Annotated in this window: 21 protein-coding genes; 18 read left to right on the top strand and 3 right to left on the bottom strand. The window is 37.4% G+C overall.

What is annotated here, in order from left to right; translation table 11 throughout:
- Nucleotides 1-166: 166 nt before the first annotated feature.
- Nucleotides 167-676, top strand: coding sequence for a hypothetical protein (locus tag AAH944_RS09450; protein WP_415534640.1), 510 nt, complete (start codon nucleotides 167-169; stop codon nucleotides 674-676).
- Nucleotides 663-2930, top strand: a complete 2268-nt coding sequence (locus AAH944_RS09445; protein ID WP_415534638.1) for a hypothetical protein — start codon at nucleotides 663-665, stop codon at nucleotides 2928-2930. Before AAH944_RS09450 ends, AAH944_RS09445 begins: the two co-directional genes overlap by 14 nt.
- 205 nt (nucleotides 2931-3135) lie before the next feature.
- On the opposite strand, the gene AAH944_RS09440 is transcribed toward AAH944_RS09445, so the two are convergent.
- On the bottom strand, nucleotides 3136-4200 hold the full coding sequence (locus tag AAH944_RS09440) for a DUF4352 domain-containing protein (RefSeq protein ID WP_415534636.1): 1065 nt from the start codon (nucleotides 4198-4200) through the stop codon (nucleotides 3136-3138).
- Between the two features lie 203 nt (nucleotides 4201-4403).
- Between AAH944_RS09440 and AAH944_RS09435 the strand changes: the two genes are divergently transcribed.
- From AAH944_RS09435 to AAH944_RS09415, 5 genes are all read left to right on the top strand, one after another.
- The gene (locus tag AAH944_RS09435) at nucleotides 4404-4670 is read left to right on the top strand and encodes a PqqD family protein (RefSeq protein ID WP_415534634.1); all 267 of its coding nucleotides are present in this window, start codon (nucleotides 4404-4406) and stop codon (nucleotides 4668-4670) included.
- Between the two features lie 2 nt (nucleotides 4671-4672).
- Nucleotides 4673-5800 (top strand): radical SAM protein, encoded by a 1128-nt coding sequence (locus AAH944_RS09430; RefSeq protein ID WP_415534632.1) that lies wholly within the window; start codon nucleotides 4673-4675, stop codon nucleotides 5798-5800.
- A gap of 67 nt (nucleotides 5801-5867) precedes the next feature.
- Nucleotides 5868-6047 carry a hypothetical protein gene (locus AAH944_RS09425; RefSeq protein ID WP_415534630.1) on the top strand — a complete coding sequence of 60 codons (180 nt, stop codon included), beginning with the start codon at nucleotides 5868-5870 and terminating at the stop codon, nucleotides 6045-6047.
- 59 nt (nucleotides 6048-6106) lie between these two features.
- Nucleotides 6107-6967: a hypothetical protein gene (locus tag AAH944_RS09420; protein WP_415534629.1), complete on the top strand. Its 861-nt coding sequence runs from the start codon at nucleotides 6107-6109 to the stop codon at nucleotides 6965-6967.
- The gene (locus AAH944_RS09415) at nucleotides 6949-7458 is read left to right on the top strand and encodes a S26 family signal peptidase (RefSeq protein WP_415534627.1); all 510 of its coding nucleotides are present in this window, start codon (nucleotides 6949-6951) and stop codon (nucleotides 7456-7458) included. The genes AAH944_RS09420 and AAH944_RS09415 overlap by 19 nt, the downstream gene beginning before the upstream one ends.
- Here the strand turns inward: AAH944_RS09415 and AAH944_RS09410 are convergent.
- On the bottom strand, nucleotides 7430-8299 hold the full coding sequence (locus AAH944_RS09410) for a hypothetical protein (RefSeq protein ID WP_415534625.1): 870 nt from the start codon (nucleotides 8297-8299) through the stop codon (nucleotides 7430-7432). The genes AAH944_RS09415 and AAH944_RS09410 overlap by 29 nt on opposite strands.
- Before the next feature lie 253 nt (nucleotides 8300-8552).
- Between AAH944_RS09410 and AAH944_RS09405 the strand changes: the two genes are divergently transcribed.
- The gene (locus AAH944_RS09405) at nucleotides 8553-9647 is read left to right on the top strand and encodes a hypothetical protein (RefSeq protein ID WP_415534623.1); all 1095 of its coding nucleotides are present in this window, start codon (nucleotides 8553-8555) and stop codon (nucleotides 9645-9647) included.
- Between the two features lie 97 nt (nucleotides 9648-9744).
- Here the strand turns inward: AAH944_RS09405 and AAH944_RS09400 are convergent, their stop codons facing one another.
- Complete coding sequence (locus tag AAH944_RS09400) at nucleotides 9745-9957, bottom strand: hypothetical protein (RefSeq protein WP_415534621.1); 213 nt, start codon at nucleotides 9955-9957, stop codon at nucleotides 9745-9747.
- Nucleotides 9958-10238: 281 nt separating this feature from the next.
- On the opposite strand from AAH944_RS09400, the gene AAH944_RS09395 reads away from it, so the two are divergent.
- The 10 genes from AAH944_RS09395 to AAH944_RS09350 all read left to right on the top strand — a co-directional run bounded on the left by AAH944_RS09395 (nucleotide 10239) and on the right by AAH944_RS09350 (nucleotide 21040).
- Nucleotides 10239-10475, top strand: a complete 237-nt coding sequence (locus AAH944_RS09395) for a hypothetical protein (protein ID WP_415534619.1) — start codon at nucleotides 10239-10241, stop codon at nucleotides 10473-10475.
- 561 nt (nucleotides 10476-11036) lie between these two features.
- On the top strand, nucleotides 11037-12434 hold the full coding sequence (locus AAH944_RS09390) for a sugar transferase (RefSeq protein WP_415534617.1): 1398 nt from the start codon (nucleotides 11037-11039) through the stop codon (nucleotides 12432-12434).
- Nucleotides 12435-12479: 45 nt separating this feature from the next.
- Nucleotides 12480-13694, top strand: coding sequence for a glycosyltransferase family 4 protein (locus tag AAH944_RS09385; RefSeq protein ID WP_415534615.1), 1215 nt, complete (start codon nucleotides 12480-12482; stop codon nucleotides 13692-13694).
- Nucleotides 13687-14700 carry an SDR family NAD(P)-dependent oxidoreductase gene (locus tag AAH944_RS09380; protein WP_415534613.1) on the top strand — a complete coding sequence of 338 codons (1014 nt, stop codon included), beginning with the start codon at nucleotides 13687-13689 and terminating at the stop codon, nucleotides 14698-14700. The genes AAH944_RS09385 and AAH944_RS09380 overlap by 8 nt, the downstream gene beginning before the upstream one ends.
- A 6-nt stretch (nucleotides 14701-14706) precedes the next feature.
- On the top strand, nucleotides 14707-15819 hold the full coding sequence (locus AAH944_RS09375; protein WP_415534611.1) for an NAD-dependent epimerase/dehydratase family protein: 1113 nt from the start codon (nucleotides 14707-14709) through the stop codon (nucleotides 15817-15819).
- Between the two features lie 5 nt (nucleotides 15820-15824).
- Nucleotides 15825-16967 (top strand): non-hydrolyzing UDP-N-acetylglucosamine 2-epimerase, encoded by a 1143-nt coding sequence (gene wecB / locus AAH944_RS09370; RefSeq protein WP_415534609.1) that lies wholly within the window; start codon nucleotides 15825-15827, stop codon nucleotides 16965-16967.
- 27 nt (nucleotides 16968-16994) lie between these two features.
- Entirely contained in the window at nucleotides 16995-18077 is a 1083-nt protein-coding gene (locus AAH944_RS09365; protein ID WP_415534607.1) for a hypothetical protein, read from the top strand.
- 74 nt (nucleotides 18078-18151) lie between these two features.
- Complete coding sequence (locus AAH944_RS09360; RefSeq protein ID WP_415534605.1) at nucleotides 18152-19351, top strand: glycosyltransferase; 1200 nt, start codon at nucleotides 18152-18154, stop codon at nucleotides 19349-19351.
- A gap of 61 nt (nucleotides 19352-19412) precedes the next feature.
- A complete protein-coding gene (locus AAH944_RS09355; protein ID WP_415534603.1) occupies nucleotides 19413-19949 on the top strand; it encodes a DapH/DapD/GlmU-related protein in 537 nt (178 codons plus the stop codon).
- Nucleotides 19946-21040 carry a glycosyltransferase family 4 protein gene (locus tag AAH944_RS09350; RefSeq protein ID WP_415534601.1) on the top strand — a complete coding sequence of 365 codons (1095 nt, stop codon included), beginning with the start codon at nucleotides 19946-19948 and terminating at the stop codon, nucleotides 21038-21040. The genes AAH944_RS09355 and AAH944_RS09350 overlap by 4 nt, the downstream gene beginning before the upstream one ends.
- Nucleotides 21041-21050: the final 10 nt, after the last annotated feature.

Genomic DNA, 21050 nt, shown 5'->3' with positions numbered 1-21050 from the left:
TTTCCGAATTTTTGCCGAATTTTTGCCGATTATTTAAGGCTGAAGAAATTATACTTAACCTATAGTCGTCACAAAAAAACAAGGAGGCGATTATCTTATTGGAAGTTCAAACATAAAAAAAGTACCATTTTCTAACTTTAAAAAAGAAAGAGAGGCGTAAATTCAAATGTCAATCACACAGATTACCAGGGAATTTCTAGGGTTATCTTCTGACACAAAACCTACTAACGTTGCAACAGGCTCAAAATTTATCGAACTTGATACAAAGAAAGTATTCATTTTTGACGGTTCATCTTGGTACCTTAATCCTATGCCAGTTATGGTAACTGATTCACTTCCAACGGGGTCAAATATAATTGGGAAAGTCGGAATAGACTCTGGAAATAATGGGGTTTCGATAGTTGGGAGTTTAGCGAATATTACGGGAGCAGTTCAAAATGTAACTACGGCAGGGACAAGAGTGCAATTACCTGATATAGATTGCCACGAAGTAACAATAATAGCCAAGCGTTTAAACACGAGTTATATATATGCTGGCGGTTCGGACGTTTCGTCTTCGGTTTATGGCGTGGAATTAGCCGCGCTTGAAAGTTATACGTTTCCTGTAGCAAACGCTAATCAAATTTATATTGATTCTTCTGTCAACGGGGAGGGAATAAGCTATGTCGCGGTTTAATAGCCTTTCTTTAATTACTAATAATGCTTTCCCTAAAACTTCATGGTATATGGATGCGGTAGCTGCAACCAATTGGATTAAATTAAAAAACCTTGTAAGGGTATATCCGATTATTTATGTAGATTCAGATTTTACAATTGATATATCAGACTCCTGTTTACTGCTTCAGGATGTCAAATTTATTGGCACCGGCAAAACAATCACCGTCACGACATCCAACAACACTAGACACGCTTTTAAAATTGGCGCGGAAGGGCTTAATATTCGGTTTGAGGGCGTTAAATTCGTTCTGAATTTCTTGGGGTATCTCGTCAGTGGTGATGGTACCGATGGAAAATTATCCTTGAACGTTAATTCCTTCAAGGTGCGAAACTGTGATATTTCAGGTTATGGGCTGTTTTGTTGTTTTTACATCAAAGGCAACGAATCAGGCACACAGGACACGTATCAAGTGTGGGTGCGGGAAACTGAGATTATTGACAATACAATTCATGATCTTCCGGCAGATTACTACGTATATGCACCAAATGAACCCACAAACTACACCACTTGCGGTCTGTTTATCATTAATCAAATTTCAATAGAAAGTATCACAATTGAAGATAATATCTTATCAGAGTGTGGTCATACTGTATTCCAAATGAAAAACCGAAACACCTACAATTCCAGGAAATCCATTAAAATATGCCGTAACAAACTTGTGAATTCGGACGCTTGTTGGGGAATGTTTAATCAAAATTATACGTATTATGTATTTGCAATTGCCGAAGCTGATCTTGTGATATACGAGGATAATCATGTCGAAGGTATGAAAATATCTGACCAAACACCAGGCGGTTATGGGGCTGCGCTATACGACTGTTACACCAAAGCAGATACCTTTATTTACAAAAATAATGTTTGGAAAAATAACATGGCGTTTTATGTCACTAAAGATATCGATCCTATCGTTAGAGACGACAACAACAGTTATATGCTTAAGTGCAAGGGTTGTTATAACGTATTTGCTAAAGGAAACAAATTCATACTTGAGCAAGATTTCTTAACTCGTTTGTGTGCCGATACAAATATAACTAATAGATATATTGCAATAATGGACTGTTCATCTGATGATGAGGCGTTTTCATTAGGACAAACGCGGTGGGAATACAAAAATAATATGGTCCGTGTTCCAAGATTGCGGTTTGAGAGTGAGCAGAATACTAGATACTCTTATAAATTTGAGGATAACGACATTTACTGCGATTATCTTAAGGGTTATATCATTTATACCGGGGTAAACTTTTATCCATACCGAAGCATTATAAATAATAAAATAAAAAGTCTATATACGGAGTCAAGTTTTGGTAATTCAGCAGGATCAGCGAATGCGTACACAGTAACCATCGACGGAATTACATCCTACACAGACGGATTAACTATTACTGTAAAAATCAATACCTCTAATACAGGAGCATCAACCATCAACGTCAATACTTTGGGTGATGTGAGTATTCGTAAAACAGATGGAATAGTATTAACGTCAGGTGCTTTAGTGAGTGGTAGTAGCTATACTTTGAGATATAACGCTGCTCGTGGATACTTTCAGCTACAATTATTAGATAGTTTTAGAATTTACTACGGAGTCGGTAACGTTCCCTATGAGTCAGTCATAGGATCTAGCTTTATCGTTAAAGATAATGATATTGATGTACCAAACTTCTATCCTGCTAATTATGGCACAAACAATGCCAACGCTATCAACTATCTGGAGTTTGAGAAGTTTATTTGTATAGACAATATTTTTCCTGTTAAATGGGAAATGCAGAGCTTAACTGGACGAGCAATTTTCCGAAACAACATTTATAAAAGTCCAGGTATCTCTACGATAAGATACCCTTTAAAATTCCTTGAGCCTAATAATGAAATCAAGGAAACGGTTCCGCTGTCATTTAGTGTCGTTACCTTTTCTATGGGGCAAATTGCAACGACAGTCAACGTCACCATACGGTTGGCCTTAAAATTACTGGATACATCAGGCAACATATCAACTTATGAGGCTGTCCTTAAGCATACACCTACAGAATTTTATATAAATGGCGCTAAAGCCTGCGACGTTGTTGCAGAAGCGACAAATTATAGCGCTTCTGCTGTAGGGGAATTCGTTTTGTCCCTTAAACATTTGTCCTATGATGCGCTATCTGTGGTCGCGACCAACGCCGGTGGAAGGAATTATGTTTTTGCGGATATCAGCTTGACATCTATGTCTAATTAAAACTTCGCAAAAGATCCAGTTTACGAACCAAATTTAATGGGCTGACAAATAACTGACTCGTTCAGCAACCTGTATGTATGGCGCAAACGCAGTATAGCTAAAAAAATGAGGCCCTTCTGAGGGCCTCTAAAAAACTTAAGAAATCGTATATACCAGAGAAAAGCAATCACTTTTTGCTAAAGTCAGAATTTGGCTTGATTCAACCTTATTTCAATAAAATCTCATAAAGCTCTCTGGTTCCTGATTTTTTGACGTAAAGCTTATAACTTTCAGCGTCTGTCGGTAATTCGTATACCCAATTCCCATTTTCTGTAATGCCCTGAGATAGTTCCCGGTAATCCAGATAATTGTCAATGGTATTCGTGCTGTCGGCATAGGTCTTAAACTCTCGGTTTTTATTATCGACAACAATTAAGTTAGGCGGGAAGGTGAATGCTTTGTTACTCGTGTTGGTCACGTCAGCATTAACGATCACGAACTTCGCGCCTTCTTTGGCGGTTTTGTCATAACTATATTTAGAGGAGATTGTTTGTTTTTCTTCTACATGATTTACTCTGAGTTTAATCGAGGTAAGGATGATTTCATCGCCAACAGCTTTGGGGATAATAGTTAAGTTCTCTTTTTTAGCCTGTTCCATGAAGCTGTTTGTTCCCTGACCGGCACCATCGGAAGATGAATTGATATTTTTGTTTAATTCCTTGGTAACCGAAATGAAATTAGACAGAAAAACATCTAAGAGTTCATCATTCGGTTGGGAGATATACCAGTGGCGATTAACTTTGATTAATTGAACATTGATAGATTTTTCCGCATAAGATTCTTGAATAGTCGCCTTGTGTTTTTGCATGGCAGACATCAGCATTTGTTCTATTTCTTCGTCCTTTATCTCAACACCTGTGGTGGCTGAAGTAAAAGCTTCAGTAAATACATCCTGAAGCACTGCCTTAAGAAGGGGTTCGCCGTTCATATACTTTATATCAACAGTGAGGGTAGCCTTATCATTTTCTATTTTCGGCTCCTTTACAGTGTATGTTATTTTCGCCGCGTTTTCTTGGAAATAGTCCAAAAAATATTTTTGAGACTGGCTTTTACTGTCTTCTCCATCCCCTATGAGATCTAAAATTTTTGTTTTACTATTTGAGTCTGTTGGATCCACCATCGAAGCCATTTGGGCTAAGTCAAACTTCTTGCCGGCCTCAATAAAGGAGGTTACCGTTGATTCCGGGCTGGGAATATTGGCACAACCGGCAATAAAAAACAATCCGATCATTAATTAAGAGGCCTGTCAGTTTTTTCATTTTTTCCACCCCTTTTTTACCTTTCAAATATATCGTTTATGGGTCTTGATGAACCATTATGACATTGTTTTAAATAACTATTTCCAGATATAATTCTTATGTTATAATACAATAAATTATAAAAATATAAATAAAGAAATTTTACTATTCAATGATAGAGAAGAGGATAAGCATTATGAAAATCAAAGAAGGGTATCTGGTCAGAAAAATTGCCGATTGTTATATTGTCGTTCCAGTCGGGGAACGTGTTATTGAATTCAAGGGGATCATGACGCTTAACGATACAGGGAATTTTATTTGGCGGGGTCTGACCGAAGATATATCTTACAATCAATTGTTGGCTTCTATTTTGGATGAATATGAAATCGATGAGGTCACAGCCAAAGCGGACCTGGATGATTTTATTCAGAGTGCCCGTGAAAGCGGAGTGCTGGAGGAATAAATATGGAGAATAATAATAACGAGATTGCCCGGAAGTGGGAAAGCTCGGAAATGACCCTGGCAGGATATGCTGCCCAAAGACATGTACCTTTGGGTGGTACTTTTGAATTAACGGCTCGATGTAATCTGAAGTGTAAAATGTGCTATATACGCTTGGATAAAGCGCAGATAGATCTTATCGGCAGGGAAAAGACCGCTGATGAGTGGATTACCCTTGGAAAAGAAGCCATTCAAGCTGGAACACTAAACCTATTGATTACCGGTGGGGAACCACTATTGCGCCCTGATTTTGCAGAGATATATTCAGCGTTGACCATGATGGGATTTATTATTACGTTAAATACCAATGCAACACTTATCAATAGTGAAATACTTAAACTTTTTAAGAAATATCCACCTACTGCGACAAATGTAACATTGTACGGGGCTACTCCTGAAACATATCAGTCTATTTGCGGCAACAGGGAAGCATTTTACAATACAATAAGCGGTCTGGAAATGTTAGCAGATATCCCAACGGTTCTCGAAGTTCGTACAACTTTTATTAAGGACAATCGGCATGAATTAAATGCCCTTCGTAAGATAGCTAACCGATACACCAAACGCTTTGCTATTAATACAAAAGTGAATAAGGCTGTGCGCGGAGCCTGTTCCGATGCAGAAAACTGCAGACTAACACCAGCTCAGTTATTTGATTTAGCTGAAGAGAACGGGGAATATTATCGATCTCTAAATAGTGAAACAGAATTTGCTTTGGAAAAAAATATGGATACTGATAATTATATTCATGCACTAGAGTATTTTCATCTTCCTCCTCAAATTCTTACTTGTCTTGCAGCAAAATCAATGTACTGGATTACCTGGGATGGGAAGATGCTTCCATGTGGTTCGTTCACCAGTCCCTACACATTACCTTTTAAAGAGGGGTTTCAATCTGCTTGGGACCGGTTGCCAACTTTATTTGAGAAGATAAAACTCCCACAGGAATGTATGAAGTGTGAATATGCAAATGGACAATGCTCCAACTGTCCAGCAATTCTTCAATCAGAGTCAGGTTCTTTTGACAAAATTTCATCATACATTTGTGAAATTGCACAAGAGCGGTCGAAACGACGTAAAAAATTAAAATAGGACTAGACAGAATTTGGATTATATGATAGTTTGAATTTAGTTATATGTTTTTTGTGAGGTGTTTCATATGAAAAAAGAATATACTAAGCCAATGCTTGATGCTAGGGAGTATGCTCAGTTTGAAAGTGTATTTGCTGATTGTAACAAGGGAAATGCTGGTGTAGGCTGCATTGACAATGTTTCGGATTGGACTCCAACTGGTTCATCTTATGCAGCATTTGGTGAACAAAAAGGACCCAAAAAATAAATTAATAACAAAAAAAGGCACACATTGTGTGTCTTTTTTAAATTATAAGGGGATAAATGATGCCAAAGTTCTCTATTGGAGATTTAATAATAAACATATTGGCTCCTGATTGGGCAATACATGAAAACTTTAAATTATTTACAACTAAAGAAGGAGAACCCGATATCGAATGCCGGGTTATTTTTCAGGGGCATCAGGATATTTCTGTTGAAGGGGCTCAATTAATCATGGAAACACCTAAGAATAAAATATATGAAATAAACGGAAATATCTTAAATATTAGCGGAGATAGAAAAGCTTACAGCATAACATCTAAGGATTGGTCAGCGTATAAAATATATATTAATTCGGAGTATAATAATCCAAATAATGAAGAGATTATTCAAAAAGTTAAAAATGGAATTTTAGCATCTTTACGCGATTTACTAGTTGGAGCATTGGCACAAAAAAATGGTTTAATTATTCATTCCAGCACCATTATCTGGCAGGATAAGGGAATTGTGTTCTCTGCGCCTTCAGATACCGGAAAAACTACACATACCCTCTTATGGCAGCAAATGTATCAAACACCGGTTTTGGATGGGGATGTTACTGCCTGTAGGATTAATAAAGATACTCCAGTAGTCTATGGACTTCCATGGTGCGGTACATCAGGTCAATTTATCAATGCCAGCGTTCCTCTTGGGGCAATCGTATTTCTTCAGCAGTGTCAAGAGAACAGTATTATTAAGCTTGATTTTCAGGAAGCATTTCTGCGGCTTACCGCAAGATGTTTTCTTTTGCCTTGGAACCAAAGATTGATGGATCAATACTTAAATACGATTCAAAAAATTGTAGAAAAAGTTAGTTGTTATCTATTGAATTGTCTGCCAAACCAAGAATCAGTAGAGTTGGTGAAGGAATGCCTGAAAAAACAATAAACCAAAATTTTATTCCGGCTATTGTATGGTCAAATGCGTTGCTGCCTATTTTAGCTGAAGGGCATCTGCTGAAATTACCTATTGAAGGGTTAAGTATGTATCCTTTGCTTGTAGGGCGAAGGGACGAAGTGCTTCTGGCGGATGTCACAGGTAAGAAACTTCGACGAGGTGATATTGTCCTATATGTCCGACAAAATGGGACCCATGTCTTGCATCGGATCCATCATATTGACCTAAATAATTACTATATGTTTGGTGATGCTCAGACCTGGATTGAAGGTCCAATAAATGAAGATAATGTTCTGGGAGTTGCTATTTCAGTGATCAGAAACGGAAAAGCAATTGAATGCAATTCGTTTGGATATCGGTTTATATCCCAGATATGGATGGCAATGCGTCCTGCTAGACCCTTGATCCTAAAAATCATTGATCGTATACCAATTATTGTTAAAATATTGAATATTATCCTGCGTCCAATTCATTCAAAATAACTTTATGCACAAGTTCGACGGCTTCTTGGTCCGGCCGGCATTGTAAAAGGTAAATAGGGGTGGAAGCAATGATGCGGGCGATGTGGCTGAGCGCCAGATCCATTAAACGCCGGTCATGGTAAGGCAAAAGAAAACGGGGCAGCAGGCAGGATGATAATTCCGGTTCCTGGAGTCGATGCAGGCTATTATTATCATTTTGCTCCAGGACTATGATGGCATTTAACGGGGCGCTTGTATTCAGGTGTTTATGACTCGAACCACACCAGGGAGTTCCGTGGATGGTGATTTTTTCCGCAGATCGTTTCAATATCGGGCTGCTGTCATCATTGATGACAGTAGCCCCCCTATAGGTTTCCCACAGCTGAGCTTGGGTCGATTTTCCTGTTCCGGCCGGTGCGGTAAAGGCAATTCCTTTGTCCCGCCACTTGGTCGCGGAAGCATGGAGAATAATCCCTTGATGGAGTAGAATCAGGTTGCGGATCACTATATTGCTGAAAAACTTAAAAACTGCAAGCTGTTGGTCGGAGAGATCCTTGATGTATTCGATAGATACCTGCCGCCAGTCCTTTGCAGCCGTTAATTTGCAGACAGGCCCGAAAGGGTAGAGCGGGGTGGAAAGATAAACGGAAAACCCATCTTCATTTTCACTGTGAGTATACCATTTTAAACCGTCTTCATATAAAAACCTTCCCTGAGAAGGGGATAGCTCGGAACATTGCAGGAAATTCACCTCGCAGTCCGCAGCTCCATCAGACTCAGATACGTAAGACGTAAATTCTTCGGGCATGTTTTTTAAATTAGTTTGAAAGTCGATAATCAATCCCGCGATATCATAGCGCATCAAGCAAATCTCCGATCCTATAGATAACACAAGAGCCTGGCATTCTGTCAGGCTCTTTAAAATATTACATTACTTTACGGCTATTAAAAACCTTTCATAAAATATTTTTCATCTACCCCTTAGCCATAGCTTTGCAGTTGTCATTTAAAAAAATGCAGTAACTGGCAGAATCAACTTGTTAGTCATCTCAATGTAGAACAAGCTAGAAATTATACCATATAATGTAATAAATATATAAAAGGAAGGTTATCCTATGGATGTTACGAGTAATGTCCAAATATTGGGCAGTCCGTTCACAAAATCAACCTTTGCAAAAAATGTTTGGGATATGCAAGTCTTTAACGGGCATATATATCTTGGGCATGGAGATTTTAATACAAGCTCAGGCCCAATTCCAGTTATTTATTTTGACCCTGCAACAAGCAAATTTGTGACGCATTTTACTGTGGATGAAGAAGAAATAAACGTATTCAAAGTGCTTAACGGTAAGCTATTCATTCCAGGGATAGACGCCAGAGACGACTGGAATTTTGGAAATATTTATGCTATAGGAAGTAATAATAGCTGGATAAAATACAGAACGGTTCCTCAGGCAGCTCATGTTTTTGATATCGCTTATTATCACGGTAAACTTTATACGGTAACAGGTACAACAAGAACATGTTGGGGAGAGGTCTTAGTATCAGAAGATATGGGGGTTTCATGGCAAAGCCAAGTCCCTGGCAATGCATCAAACTGGCTGTTTACAGGAAATTGGGGAATATCGTTATTTGAATTGGGTGGAAAGCTCTATGCTGCAGGAAGAATGCTTTTTTTATCTCCAACGGAGCTTGCGGGAAACACTGGGAACTACGCCAGATTTGTGGAGATAGATGGTGATAATGCGCAAATACAACTTTACTCAAAATATTTTGCACCTGGAATAGACCTTCGGTATGGTTACTACCTCAAAAAGAACATTGTATTTCATAATCAGCTCGTATTTATTTGTCAAAACAGGATCGCTTCGAATTGGAAGCCGAATTCGATGTATGCTGCCATTTCGTTGGATAAATCAAGAAAAATTATTTTCCCTGAGATTTCGGCGGTTCCGGCAGATATTCTGAATAGAGATTCTTCAATTTACGTCTTAACTTTTATCAAGACCGCATCCAAAAATTATACCAATATCATTTACAAATCGAGTGATCTTGAAAATTGGAATGAGGTATTTAGATTCAATACCGATACCTTTGCCAGATCATTTGAGGAACTGAATGGGGACTTTTATTTTGGCCTAGGATGCGATACTGACTATGTTTCTCCTAATACCGGAAACATCCTGAAGGTTGCACAAAGAGTATATTAACCGTGCTGAAGCTGATAATGATTAATACCTTCAGGTACAAACGTCAGATATCGGTAGAGGATGTATTCAAATTGTTTGTTGCACAATTTTGACAGCCTCAATGTTCGGGCGGCATTTTAAAAGGTAAATATCCACGATGTTTGATAGTTCTTGTGCAGTATCCAGCGTTCATTAAGTTTTCACTCCAAAATGGTAAAAAACTGTTTGAGATCAGCCGCATCATTGCTTCGGCCTTTTCTAGTTTTACGATGTTGTTTTCCGCTGCTTGCTCTAAAAATACTATGGCTGTAAGCGGCGCGCTGTCGTTCATGTATTCTCTTGAGGTTCCGCACCAGGGTAAGCCAAAGACAGTGGGACATCCATTGATCATGCGGTATGCACTGACATCTCCGTCTAAGATCCGCACATCGAAGTGATCTTGCCAGAGCTGTATATGCGTCGTTTTTCCGATACCGGAAGGAGCCGCGAAGATAAATCATCGAGGCAGTTTCGCTCAGACAACTAAAACGAGGAGACATTGTTCTTTACAGAAGAGAAAATGATGCACATGTCTTACACAGAATCTATCATGTAAAAAAAGGTGCATACTATATGCTCGGAGATGCCCAGACCTGGATTGAAGGTCCCATAGAGAAAGAAAATGTGCTGGCTGTCGTAACGACGATTATGCGAAAAGGGAAATCCATTGAATGTAGAAATCAGGGTTATCAATTCATTGTAGAGTTGTGGCTGCTTTTGCGGCCTTTGAGACCGCTGATCATGAAAATAGTTTGCAATAAACCGTTCTTTGCAAAAATTATGAATACTTTTTTCAAGGGTAAAACGTAAGACAATTCTGAATTATCTCTACAGCTTCCGAGTCAGGCCGGCACTGCATCAGGTAGACCGGAGTTGAGCAATGATTCGGGAATAATGCAGGAGAGCCAGACCCATGCTGATATTCAGTTCTCCAACATGGAAATTGCTATATTCTTAGTAGAATTATCCTTCCTATTATATTTGTAATTCTTTGAAGTAATAATGATAAATATAGGACTATTTACATTATCTTGTAAGTCCTTTAATTTAAAAAAGAAGGATTTTTTTTTTTACTGTCGAAAATAAAAATTGTTGCATAACTCAACATATATTTTTTTAGGATAATTAAGATGTAAAAAAGAATATTAAGGCCTGAGAAAATGAAAATAATAAAAAAACTAATAATCCTAATAATCCTAATAAGATGGTTCTTATAGTTTTTTTAAGTAACATAATCAGTCTTTAATGATTTTTTTGATATTATTGAATTTCACAGCAGGAAATATGTTAACTTTAATAATGAATCAGCCGTAAGATTGATATTGTAGAGATTATTGCAATTTTATAGTTATTAAAAATTTGGAGAGAAGAATGGATAGGACTAACAGACTCGCATATGCAAATATCGTTCAAATTCTTATTGATGTAATTTTTTTATTCTTAACGTATGGTTTGGCTTATTTTATTGCAGGAAGAGTCACGAATTTGCGTGTAATAACTGAGTATTTGTGGATTATTATTGTATTTATCCCTCTATGGATTGCTATTATGAACTTTCGAGGTATGTATGACAAAACAACCTTTTATTATCCAGACCGTGTTCTGCGAAATGTTTTTTTAGCGACTCTCTTTTCGGGAATAATGTTAGCCGCAATATTTTTCTTTATAAAAGAAACAAGCACAAGCAGAATATTTATTGGATGTTTCCTTCTGCTGTGTCTGATAGTTATGCTTTTGGATAGATTTTTTATAAGTCCGCTAATTGGGAAAAGTAAATATAATGAACAAAACAGAATGATTCTAGTTTGTTCACCTGAAACCTATGAACTGTTTAATAAGTATCTCAATAAAACCCATATACGTTATAATATTATCGGTATCATATCATTAGATGATATCATCATTGATGATAGTATTCAATCGTTGGGGAAAATTGATAAAAATACTTTTGAAGATATACTCAAAAAGCAAATGGTTGATTTAATCGTTTTTGCGTTGCCTAATGAATACACTCAAGAAGTAGAACCTTATATAGCTACATGTCTAAGCATGGGAATTACGGTTCAAAGTATTCTTAATTACAATTTAAAATTTGCCAGAGTACATAGCTCAATGCTGGGTCCAATGCCATTGCTTACTTTCCATACGGTGACTTTAAATCCTGTGTCCAAAGCGATAAAGCGCATTATGGATATCTTGGGTGCGATCGTAGGTATCATTCTGACACTGATAATTGCCATTTATATAGTACCTGCGATAAAAATGGATTCATCAGGTCCAATTCTGTTTAAACAAAAAAGAGTTGGACGCTATGGTCGGATATTTTATTGTTATAAGTTTAGAACAATGTGTGTGGATGCTGAGGAGAAGAAGGCAGAACTTCGGGATAAAAATGAATATCAAAACGGACTGTTTTTCAAGATTAAAGAAGATCCTAGGATTACCAAGGTTGGTGCATTTTTGCGCAAGACCAGCTTGGATGAATTACCGCAGTTCTTTAATGTTCTTAAGGGGGACATGAGTCTCGTAGGGACTAGACCTCCGACTTTGGATGAGGTCGCTCAATATGATACAGAGCACTGGCGCCGAATAAGTATAAAGCCTGGAATTACTGGGAATTGGCAGATAAATGGCCGAAGTAGTATCATGGATTTTGAACAAATCGTCGCGCTGGATACCCAGTATATTGATAAATGGTCTATATGGCTGGATATATCGATACTTTTTAAAACAGTATTGCTTGTTATTCGGAGAGAGTCTGCGTATTAAGAAAATTTTACCTATTGTATAAATTCAATAATCAAGGAGTCATTGATGAACATCTTAATAATAACCGATGTTTATATACCCAATGCAAATTCATCTGCAGTTTTGTTAAGAGATTTAGCTCAAAGTTTCAAAAGAAAAGATATTGATGTGTTTGTCTTAACATTGAAAGAATCAAATGTTCATTTAATGAAGAATGATTTACCGATTAAGGAAGAAGATGGAGTTAAAGTACTTAGAGTTAAGAATTTTAAGAAGAAAAATGTTGGAATGATTCGTAGAGGGCTAAGTGAAGTATTATTGCCCTATTTACTGTATTTCGGTTATTGTAAGTATTTAAGGAGTGTTAAGCCGGATATCATCATTTCTTATTCTCCACCGATAACACTCGAGAGAACAGTTAAGAGGATGAAAAAGAGATATGGATCAAAAGTCTATCTGGTTTTGAGGGATGTATTTCCACAGTGCGCCAAAGATGTAGGGGCAATAAAACAAGGTCTTGTTTTTAGTTATTTTGAAAGAATGGAAAAACAATTATATCAAGTATCCGACTTTATTGGAGTTCAATCCCAGAGCGATTTAATGTCTGTGTGCCAAACGCAAGGCTTGGACAAGGAAAAAGTTGAATTATTATACAACTGGATAGACTTTTCTCCATATCGGAAACAGATTGCAAGAGATTTTCGCAGTGAGTTTGGTTTGGGTGATAAAATAATATGCCTTTATGCAGGGAATATTGGCAAATATCAGGAACTGAGCTTTCTATTTGAACTAATAAAAGTAAATCGAGAGAGAAAAGATGTTGTGTTTTTGATTGTTGGTTCAGGCAGTGAAAGCCGGGGACTGAAAGAAGCATATAAAAATTATGGAAATGTAATATTCAAAGACTTTATTGATCCCCAATATTATCCTGATCTTGTAAGGCAATGTGATATTGGATTAATTAATTTGAACAGAAATTTAACTGTGCAAAATATTCCGGGTAAACTGATGGGCTATTGGTGTTCCAAATTGCCTGTATTAGCCTCTGTAAATTCTGGAAATGACCTGATAAATATGATGGAAGAGGCAGGAGGAGGATTCTGTTCTGTTACTGGTGAGCTAGAAGCCTATAACCAGAATTTTAGTTTATTATGCGAGGATAAAGAGTTAAGGGACAGGGTAGGTATGGCAGGTTATGAGTTTGCGGTGAAGCATTTTTCTGTTGACAAAGTCAGAGACACAATTTTAGAACATTTTATAGGAGAGAACAATCATGTTTAAAGGCAAAATATTATTAATTACTGGCGGAACAGGTTCGTTTGGAAACGCCGTATTAAAAAGATTTTTAAACACAGATATTGAAGAAATTCGAATTTTTTCCCGTGATGAAAAGAAACAGGACGACATGAGAAAAGAGCTTAAAAATGATAAAGTCAAGTTCTTTATTGGGGATGTCAGGGATTATCAGAGTGTTACGGCTGCAATGCATGGAGTAGATTATATTTTTCATGCGGCGGCTCTCAAACAGGTACCTTCCTGTGAGTTTTTTCCAATGGAAGCTGTTAAGACAAATGTAGTCGGAACGGAAAATGTTTTAAATGCCGCGGTCGCCTTTGGTGTCAAAAAAGTTATCTGTTTGTCAACGGATAAAGCAGTTTATCCGATCAATGCCATGGGTATTTCTAAGGCAATGATGGAAAAAATCATGGTAGCTAAATCACGGACTGTTGATCCTACCAAGACGATTATTTGCGGTACACGTTACGGAAATGTCATGGCTTCGCGGGGCTCTGTCATTCCTCTTTTTATACAGCAGATAAAATCAGGGCAGACATTGACGGTTACCGATCCCTATATGACCCGTTACTTGATGTCAATTGATGATGCGGTGGAACTTGTTCTTTTTGCTTTTAAAAATGCTAAGCAGGGTGATCTTTTTATCCAGAAAGCCCCAGCTTCAACGATTGCCGACCTTGTCCAGGGAATAAAGGAAATTTTTCAGGCGGAAAATGCGGTTAAGATAATCGGAACAAGGCATGGGGAAAAGCTTTATGAAACGCTCCTCTCCCGTGAAGAAATGGCGAAGACTGAAGATTTGGGAGAATACTACAGAGTCCCGGCAGATACTCGAACCTTAAATTATGATCAATACTTTGAATCAGGAGATGAAAGACTTAGCACCACTGAGGAGTATAACTCTCACAATACTCGGCGGCTGGATATCACTGGTGTAAAGGAACTGTTACTTAGTCTCGACTATATCCAAGGTGAATTAAAGGAGCGGTAGGAAGCAATGAAGAGAACAGTTTTGGTTACCGGTGCTAACGGTTTTATCGGCAAAAATTTAATTGCCACACTTGACACAAATATGGAGATATTAAAGTATGACATCGACAATTCGGTGAATGAGCTGAAGGACTTTTGCCGAAGGGCTGATTTTGTTTTTCATTTGGCCGGGGTAAACAGACCCTTGGAAGTCGGTGAATTCGAAAAAGGTAATAGCGGTTTCACTGAACTGCTACTGACGATGTTGCGGGAAAACAATAAAAAAGTTCCAGTGCTGATGACATCATCGATTCAAGCCGAGATAGATAATCCTTACGGTCAAAGCAAGAAGAACGCTGAGAGCTTGCTTGAAGATTATGCGAGAGAGACAGGAAATCCAGTGTATATATACCGTCTGCCTAATGTTTTCGGCAAATGGTGCCGGCCCAATTATAACTCTGTGATAGCGACTTGGTGCTATAATATATCTCGTGGACTGCCGATACAGATTAATAACCCGGAAACCGTGCTATCCCTTGTTTATATTGACGACGTGGTTCAAGAGTTTATCCATGCTTTTAACGGCAGTGAATCAAGAATGGATAATGGTTTCTGCTTTGTGACCAGAACATTCAGCATAACCCTGCATCAGATAGCCAATACATTGGAGGCTTTTCAAGAAAGCCGGAGTTCGCTGGTCATGCCGAATTTTGAAGGTGAGTTTGAGCGTTTTTTATATGCGACCTATCTTTCTTATTTTCCTGAAAATGGGTTCAGTTATGATTTGGAGATGAAACATGATCAACGGGGATGGCTGGCTGAGTTCATCAAATCGCCGGCTATGGGCCAGATCTTTATTTCTCGTACTAAACCCGGTATTACCAGGGGGAACCACTGGCATCATTCAAAAGTGGAAAAGTTTCTTGTGATCGAGGGAGATGCATTGATCAGGTTTAGGGAAATAAACGTCCCCAAAGTCATTGAGTACAGCGTATCTGGGGATAAACTTCAGGTATTGGATATTCCAACGGGCTATACACATTCTATCGAAAATGTGGGAAAGACTGACGTTATCACCCTTTTTTGGGCGGATGAAATTTTTAATGCTGAAAAACCAGATACGTTTTATTTGGAGGTTTAACATCAATGTCAAAACTTAAAGTAATGACAATTCTCGGTACTCGTCCTGAAATAATCCGTTTGTCTGCAGTAATTAAAGCCTGTGACCGTTATTTCGACCACATTCTTGTTCATACCGGACAAAACTGGGACTATACGCTTAACCGGGTATTCTTTGAGGATCTTGGTTTGAGAGAACCGAATTATTACCTAGATAGTGTCGGCAAAGACCTTGGAGAGACGATGGGAAATATCATTGCCAAGTCTTACGGGGTACTACAGAAAGAAATACCTGACGCGCTCCTGATACTAGGGGATACGAACTCAGCGCTGTCGGCAATCTCCGCTAAGAGGCTGAAAGTACCGATTTTTCATATGGAGGCTGGCAACCGGTGTTTCGATCAGAACGTACCGGAAGAGATTAACCGGAAAATTGTCGATCATATATCAGATATTAATCTGACGTATACGGAACATTCTCGCCGATATCTCCTGTCTGAAGGATTTAGGAAAGACCACATATTTGTAACAGGTTCCCCAATGCAGGAAGTGTTGCAGGAACATATGGCAAGAATTGACGCGAGTAGAGTGCTCGAAGAACTTAATCTCGAAGCAGGAAAGTATATTTTAGTTTCTGCTCACAGAGAAGAAAATATTGATCAAGAACAAAACTTCTTATCTTTAATGACAGCGCTAAATAATATCGCTGAGCGATACGGAATGCCGGTCATTTACTCAACACATCCGCGGAGTAAGAAGTTTATTGAACAAAGAAATTTTGTATTCCATCCTCAGGTCAGGAGCATCAAACCATTTGGATTTCTCGCGTATAATAAATTACAAAAGAATTCTTTCTGTGTACTTTCCGACAGTGGCACACTTTCGGAAGAAAGTGCCATTTTAGGATTTGCAGGTATCTTACTAAGAACTTCGACTGAAAGGCCGGAAGTATTGGATAAAGGTACGGTCATTATTGGAGGAATCAACAGTAAAGATATTGAGCAGTCGATTGAACTCGCAAAAGCAATGCAGGAAAATAATGAGACTACTGTCCTCGCGCCGGACTATATAGACGTTAATGTTTCGGTAAAAGTTGTAAAGTTAATTCAAAGTTATACAAAAATTGTAAATAGAGTTGTTTGGGGACGTTTCATAGACTCACATAATTAGCTATGGTTGGTTAATAACTTTGAATGGGTGAAAAATTTGAAAGTATGCTTGATTGGAATATCTAACTTGTTTTTAATGCCGTATTTATTTACATATGCCAAATTTTTTGAAGAGAACGCTATTGATTATGATGTTATTTACTGGAATCGAAGAAATATTGAAGAGCATTACAATTTTAGCGCGTATTCTTTTCAAGCAAAAATAAAAGATTCTTCCCACAAACTGATTAAACTTAAAGATTATTTTAATTATATTCAATTTGTGAAAAAAAAATTAAAATCAAATAATTATGATTTAGTTATTGTTTTAACATCATTACCTGCTGTTTTGTTAAGTCGTGTTTTAATAAAACATTATTCTGAAAAATTTATTGTTGATATTAGAGATTACACTTATGAGCATTTATTAATATACAAAATTTTATTAAGAAAAGTCTTAACAAAATCTACATTTAATGTGATTTCTTCTCCGGGATTTATTAATTTTTTGCCCCATAAGCAGGCAATTCTTTGTCATAATCTTAGTTATAATGCTGATGGTAAAAAAATCATTAGGAGTTCTCGTACTAGAAATGTAAGTTCGATAAAAATAACCTATGTCGGCAGTATTATGTACTACCAACAATGTATACGGTTTATAGGATGTATTGCCAATGATAAGAGATTTGAGTTTCACTTTTATGGTGTAGGCGATTATAACTCAACAATAGAAAACTATTGTAACGAACATAATATTCATAATGTGTTTATGCACGGAGCATATAAACCACAAGAGAAAGAATGCATTTATGGCCATACTGATATCATTTTTAATGTTTATGGAAATGATAGCAATTTACTTCGGTACGCATTATCTAACAAGTTTTATGATGCAGCTTGGTATAGAATACCTATACTTGTTTCTGACAATACCGACATGTTGAATTACTCAAAGTCATTGAGCTATCCTGTACGATTTGATGAAAATTGTGCAGATAATATTTTTCATTGGTATCATACAATCGATTGGGAAAAATTCAACGTAGACGCTCAGACAATAATTGAAGAAGCATATGCTGATAATGAAAAGTTTTATCAAAAATTAGGCAATTTGGTATATGAAAAACAGTAGCAGAGTATAAGAAATTGAATCGAGAAATCAAATCTAATGAGCGTATTAAGGAATTGGAAAATTGAGGGGATGAAATGAATATAATATATGTTTCTAGACTATGTTCGTCTAGAAAGTTTAAAGACATATTTGAGAATGCAATAATCAAACCACCTCAACAAGCTCAGAAATATCATCGTTTATTAGTGGAAGGGCTGGCTAGAAATGATGAAATAGTTGTTCAAGCAATATCATCATTACCAATTAATCGATCAATGTCGAAAAAAATATTGTTTAAAAGAGAAATTGAAGAAGTTGAAGGAATCCATTATACATATCTGCCGTTTGCTAATCTGCCAGTATTAAAGCAAATAATCATATTTTTTTCTTGTTTTTTTCGTTTGTGGAAAATAATAAATAAGAATAGGAACAGCGTCATCATTTGCGATGTATTAAATATTTCATTAGCTGGTGCAGCAGTGTTAGTCAGCAGATTGTCACAAATTACATGCGTAGGAATAGTGACGGATGTTCCTTTTTACCTGGCTTCAATGTCCGAGGATACGAGCAGAAGTAAGAATCGCCTAATTAGTAAAATAAATACTTACATTATGAATAAATTTGACGCTTACGTATTTTTAACACCCTATATGAACCAATTGATTAATAAAAAGAATAAACGATATGTAATTATAGAAGGACAAGTTGATGCTAATATGGTAGATTATGAAAACGAATTATCTAGTAAATATGAGACTAATGTCTGTCTATATGCAGGTGAATTGAACAAAAAATATGGGATCAAAATGTTAACGGATGCCTTTATCGCAGCGCAAGTTGAGAATTCAGAGTTGCACATATATGGAAGTGGGAGTTTTGAACACGAATTACAACAAATATGTAGGCAACATAGGAATATCAAGTATTTTGGCGTAGTTTCTAATGATATAATTATTAAGGAACAAACAAAAGCCACATTATTGATTAATCCCCGGCCGACAAATGAAGAATATACAAAATTCTCATTTCCCTCCAAGAATATGGAATACATGGCATCCGGGACAGCAATGCTGACAACGAATCTTCCGGGTATGCCTTTAGAGTATAGACACTATATCTATATTTTTGAAGATGAAACAGTTCAAGGATTAGCTGCCAATATTAGGACTCTTTTGTCAAATCCCAAAGAGGAACTGTTTTATAAAGGACTGGAAGCGAAGCAATTTGTTTTAAAAAATAAAAATAATATAATTCAAGCTGGTAAGATCATAAACATGCTGAAAGAAAGGAAATAATCACTGAATCATGGTACGATATAAAAATATACGGAAATTATTTGGCTGTTTGGGGATAAAAATGAAAGATATTATTCACTATCGCTTGTCAATGCCCATTATTGTAAGCATGTTTGAAAAATGCGGTGAGGATGTATATATTGAGCCTAAGGGTGAATTTACCTATCATAACATTTCCATTGGAAATAACGTATATATCGGGGCACATGCTTCGTTTATGTGCGCGAATGCAAAGATATTGATTGGCAGCCAGGTGATGTTTGGGCCTCATGTCACAATCCGTACAGGAGATCATCGGGCTGATGTAATTGGTGAGTATATGATCAATATTAAACAAAAATTACCTGAAAACAATAAAAATGTTATTATTGAAGATGATGTTTGGATTGGATGCAACGTCACAATTTTAAAAGGTGTTACGATTGGAAAAGGCAGTATTATAGGGGCAGGGAGTGTTGTGACAAAAGATGTCCCTTCGTATACATATCATGTCGGTGTGCCTGGTATTAAGGAATGGCCGCGGTTTAATATCGAACAAATCAAGGAACATGAACGTGTTTTGAATGAAAAGCTTAGTCTGATCGGAGAAAATAAATGAAGGTTGCATTTGTAATTGGTTCACTTCGATTTAGTGGAGCAGAACGTGTTCTGATCTCAATCGCCAATGAAATGACGAAGAAAGGGAATCAAATATATATTTTACTTTTAAACGGGATACTCACAGGCCAGGAAGAAACGTATAAGGATGGCTTAGATCCCAGAATCATTTGTATTGATGCAGGTCTTGCTTCCAGTAACAGCTTTTCAAAAATACAAAGGATGTTAAATATCCGAAAAATCATCGATAAAGTTCATCCTGACGTCGTCGTATCTTTTGGTGTTGAATGCAATTGCATTTTATTGCCGGCTCTGTTTGGTTGTCGGTTTCCTATCGTTGTCTCAGAGCGCAACGACCCAAAGATATATCCTTTCAAAAGAACACTCCGCATCCGAAGAAAAATATTGTATTGGTCAGCCAAGGGGTATGTCTTTCAGACGGAGGAAGCAAAGGCGTTCTTTTCAACTTCGATACAAAGCCGGGCTACCGTAATTCCCAATCCTGTCGCAGCAGAAAATATTCCGACTCCTTATTTTGGGGAACGCCGTAAAGACATTGTGTCAGTAGGGAGACTGGATGATAAACAAAAAAATTATAAACTGTTATTTCGGGCGTTTGCTTTGCTTGCCTCAGACTACCCCGAGTATCGTTTGGTTATTTACGGAGAAGGGCCGGACCGGCCTGAGCTGGAAGCTGAGATTACAAAGCTTAACTTGACAAACCGAATATTCATGCCGGGGGCGGAGGCGGATGTGCCGCATAGAATAAGAGATGCCGCTTTGTTTGTCTTATCCTCAAACTTTGAAGGAATGCCGAATGCTTTGATTGAGGCGATGGCCGTTGGGATGCCTGTTGTTTCTACTGACTGTCCATGCGGGGGGCCAAATTTTTTGATCAAACATGGAGAAAACGGCACATTAGTACCGGTCGATAATATTCAGGCGTTGGCGAAATCCGTGCGTGATGTACTGGAGAATCCGGTTGCTACAGAAAAAATGGCACAAGAAGCGCGAAAAATCCTTCAACAGTTAGCACCAGAAAAAATTACTTTGATGTGGGAACAATATATCGAAGGTTTTGTTGAAAGATAATTTCGAGGAA

Origin of the sequence: Dehalobacter sp. CP, assembly GCF_047652685.1 — a bacterium.
Classification (GTDB): domain Bacteria; phylum Bacillota; class Desulfitobacteriia; order Desulfitobacteriales; family Syntrophobotulaceae; genus Dehalobacter.
Note: the sequence above shows the minus strand (reverse complement) of the source record. Positions and strands in the feature narration are given on the sequence as shown.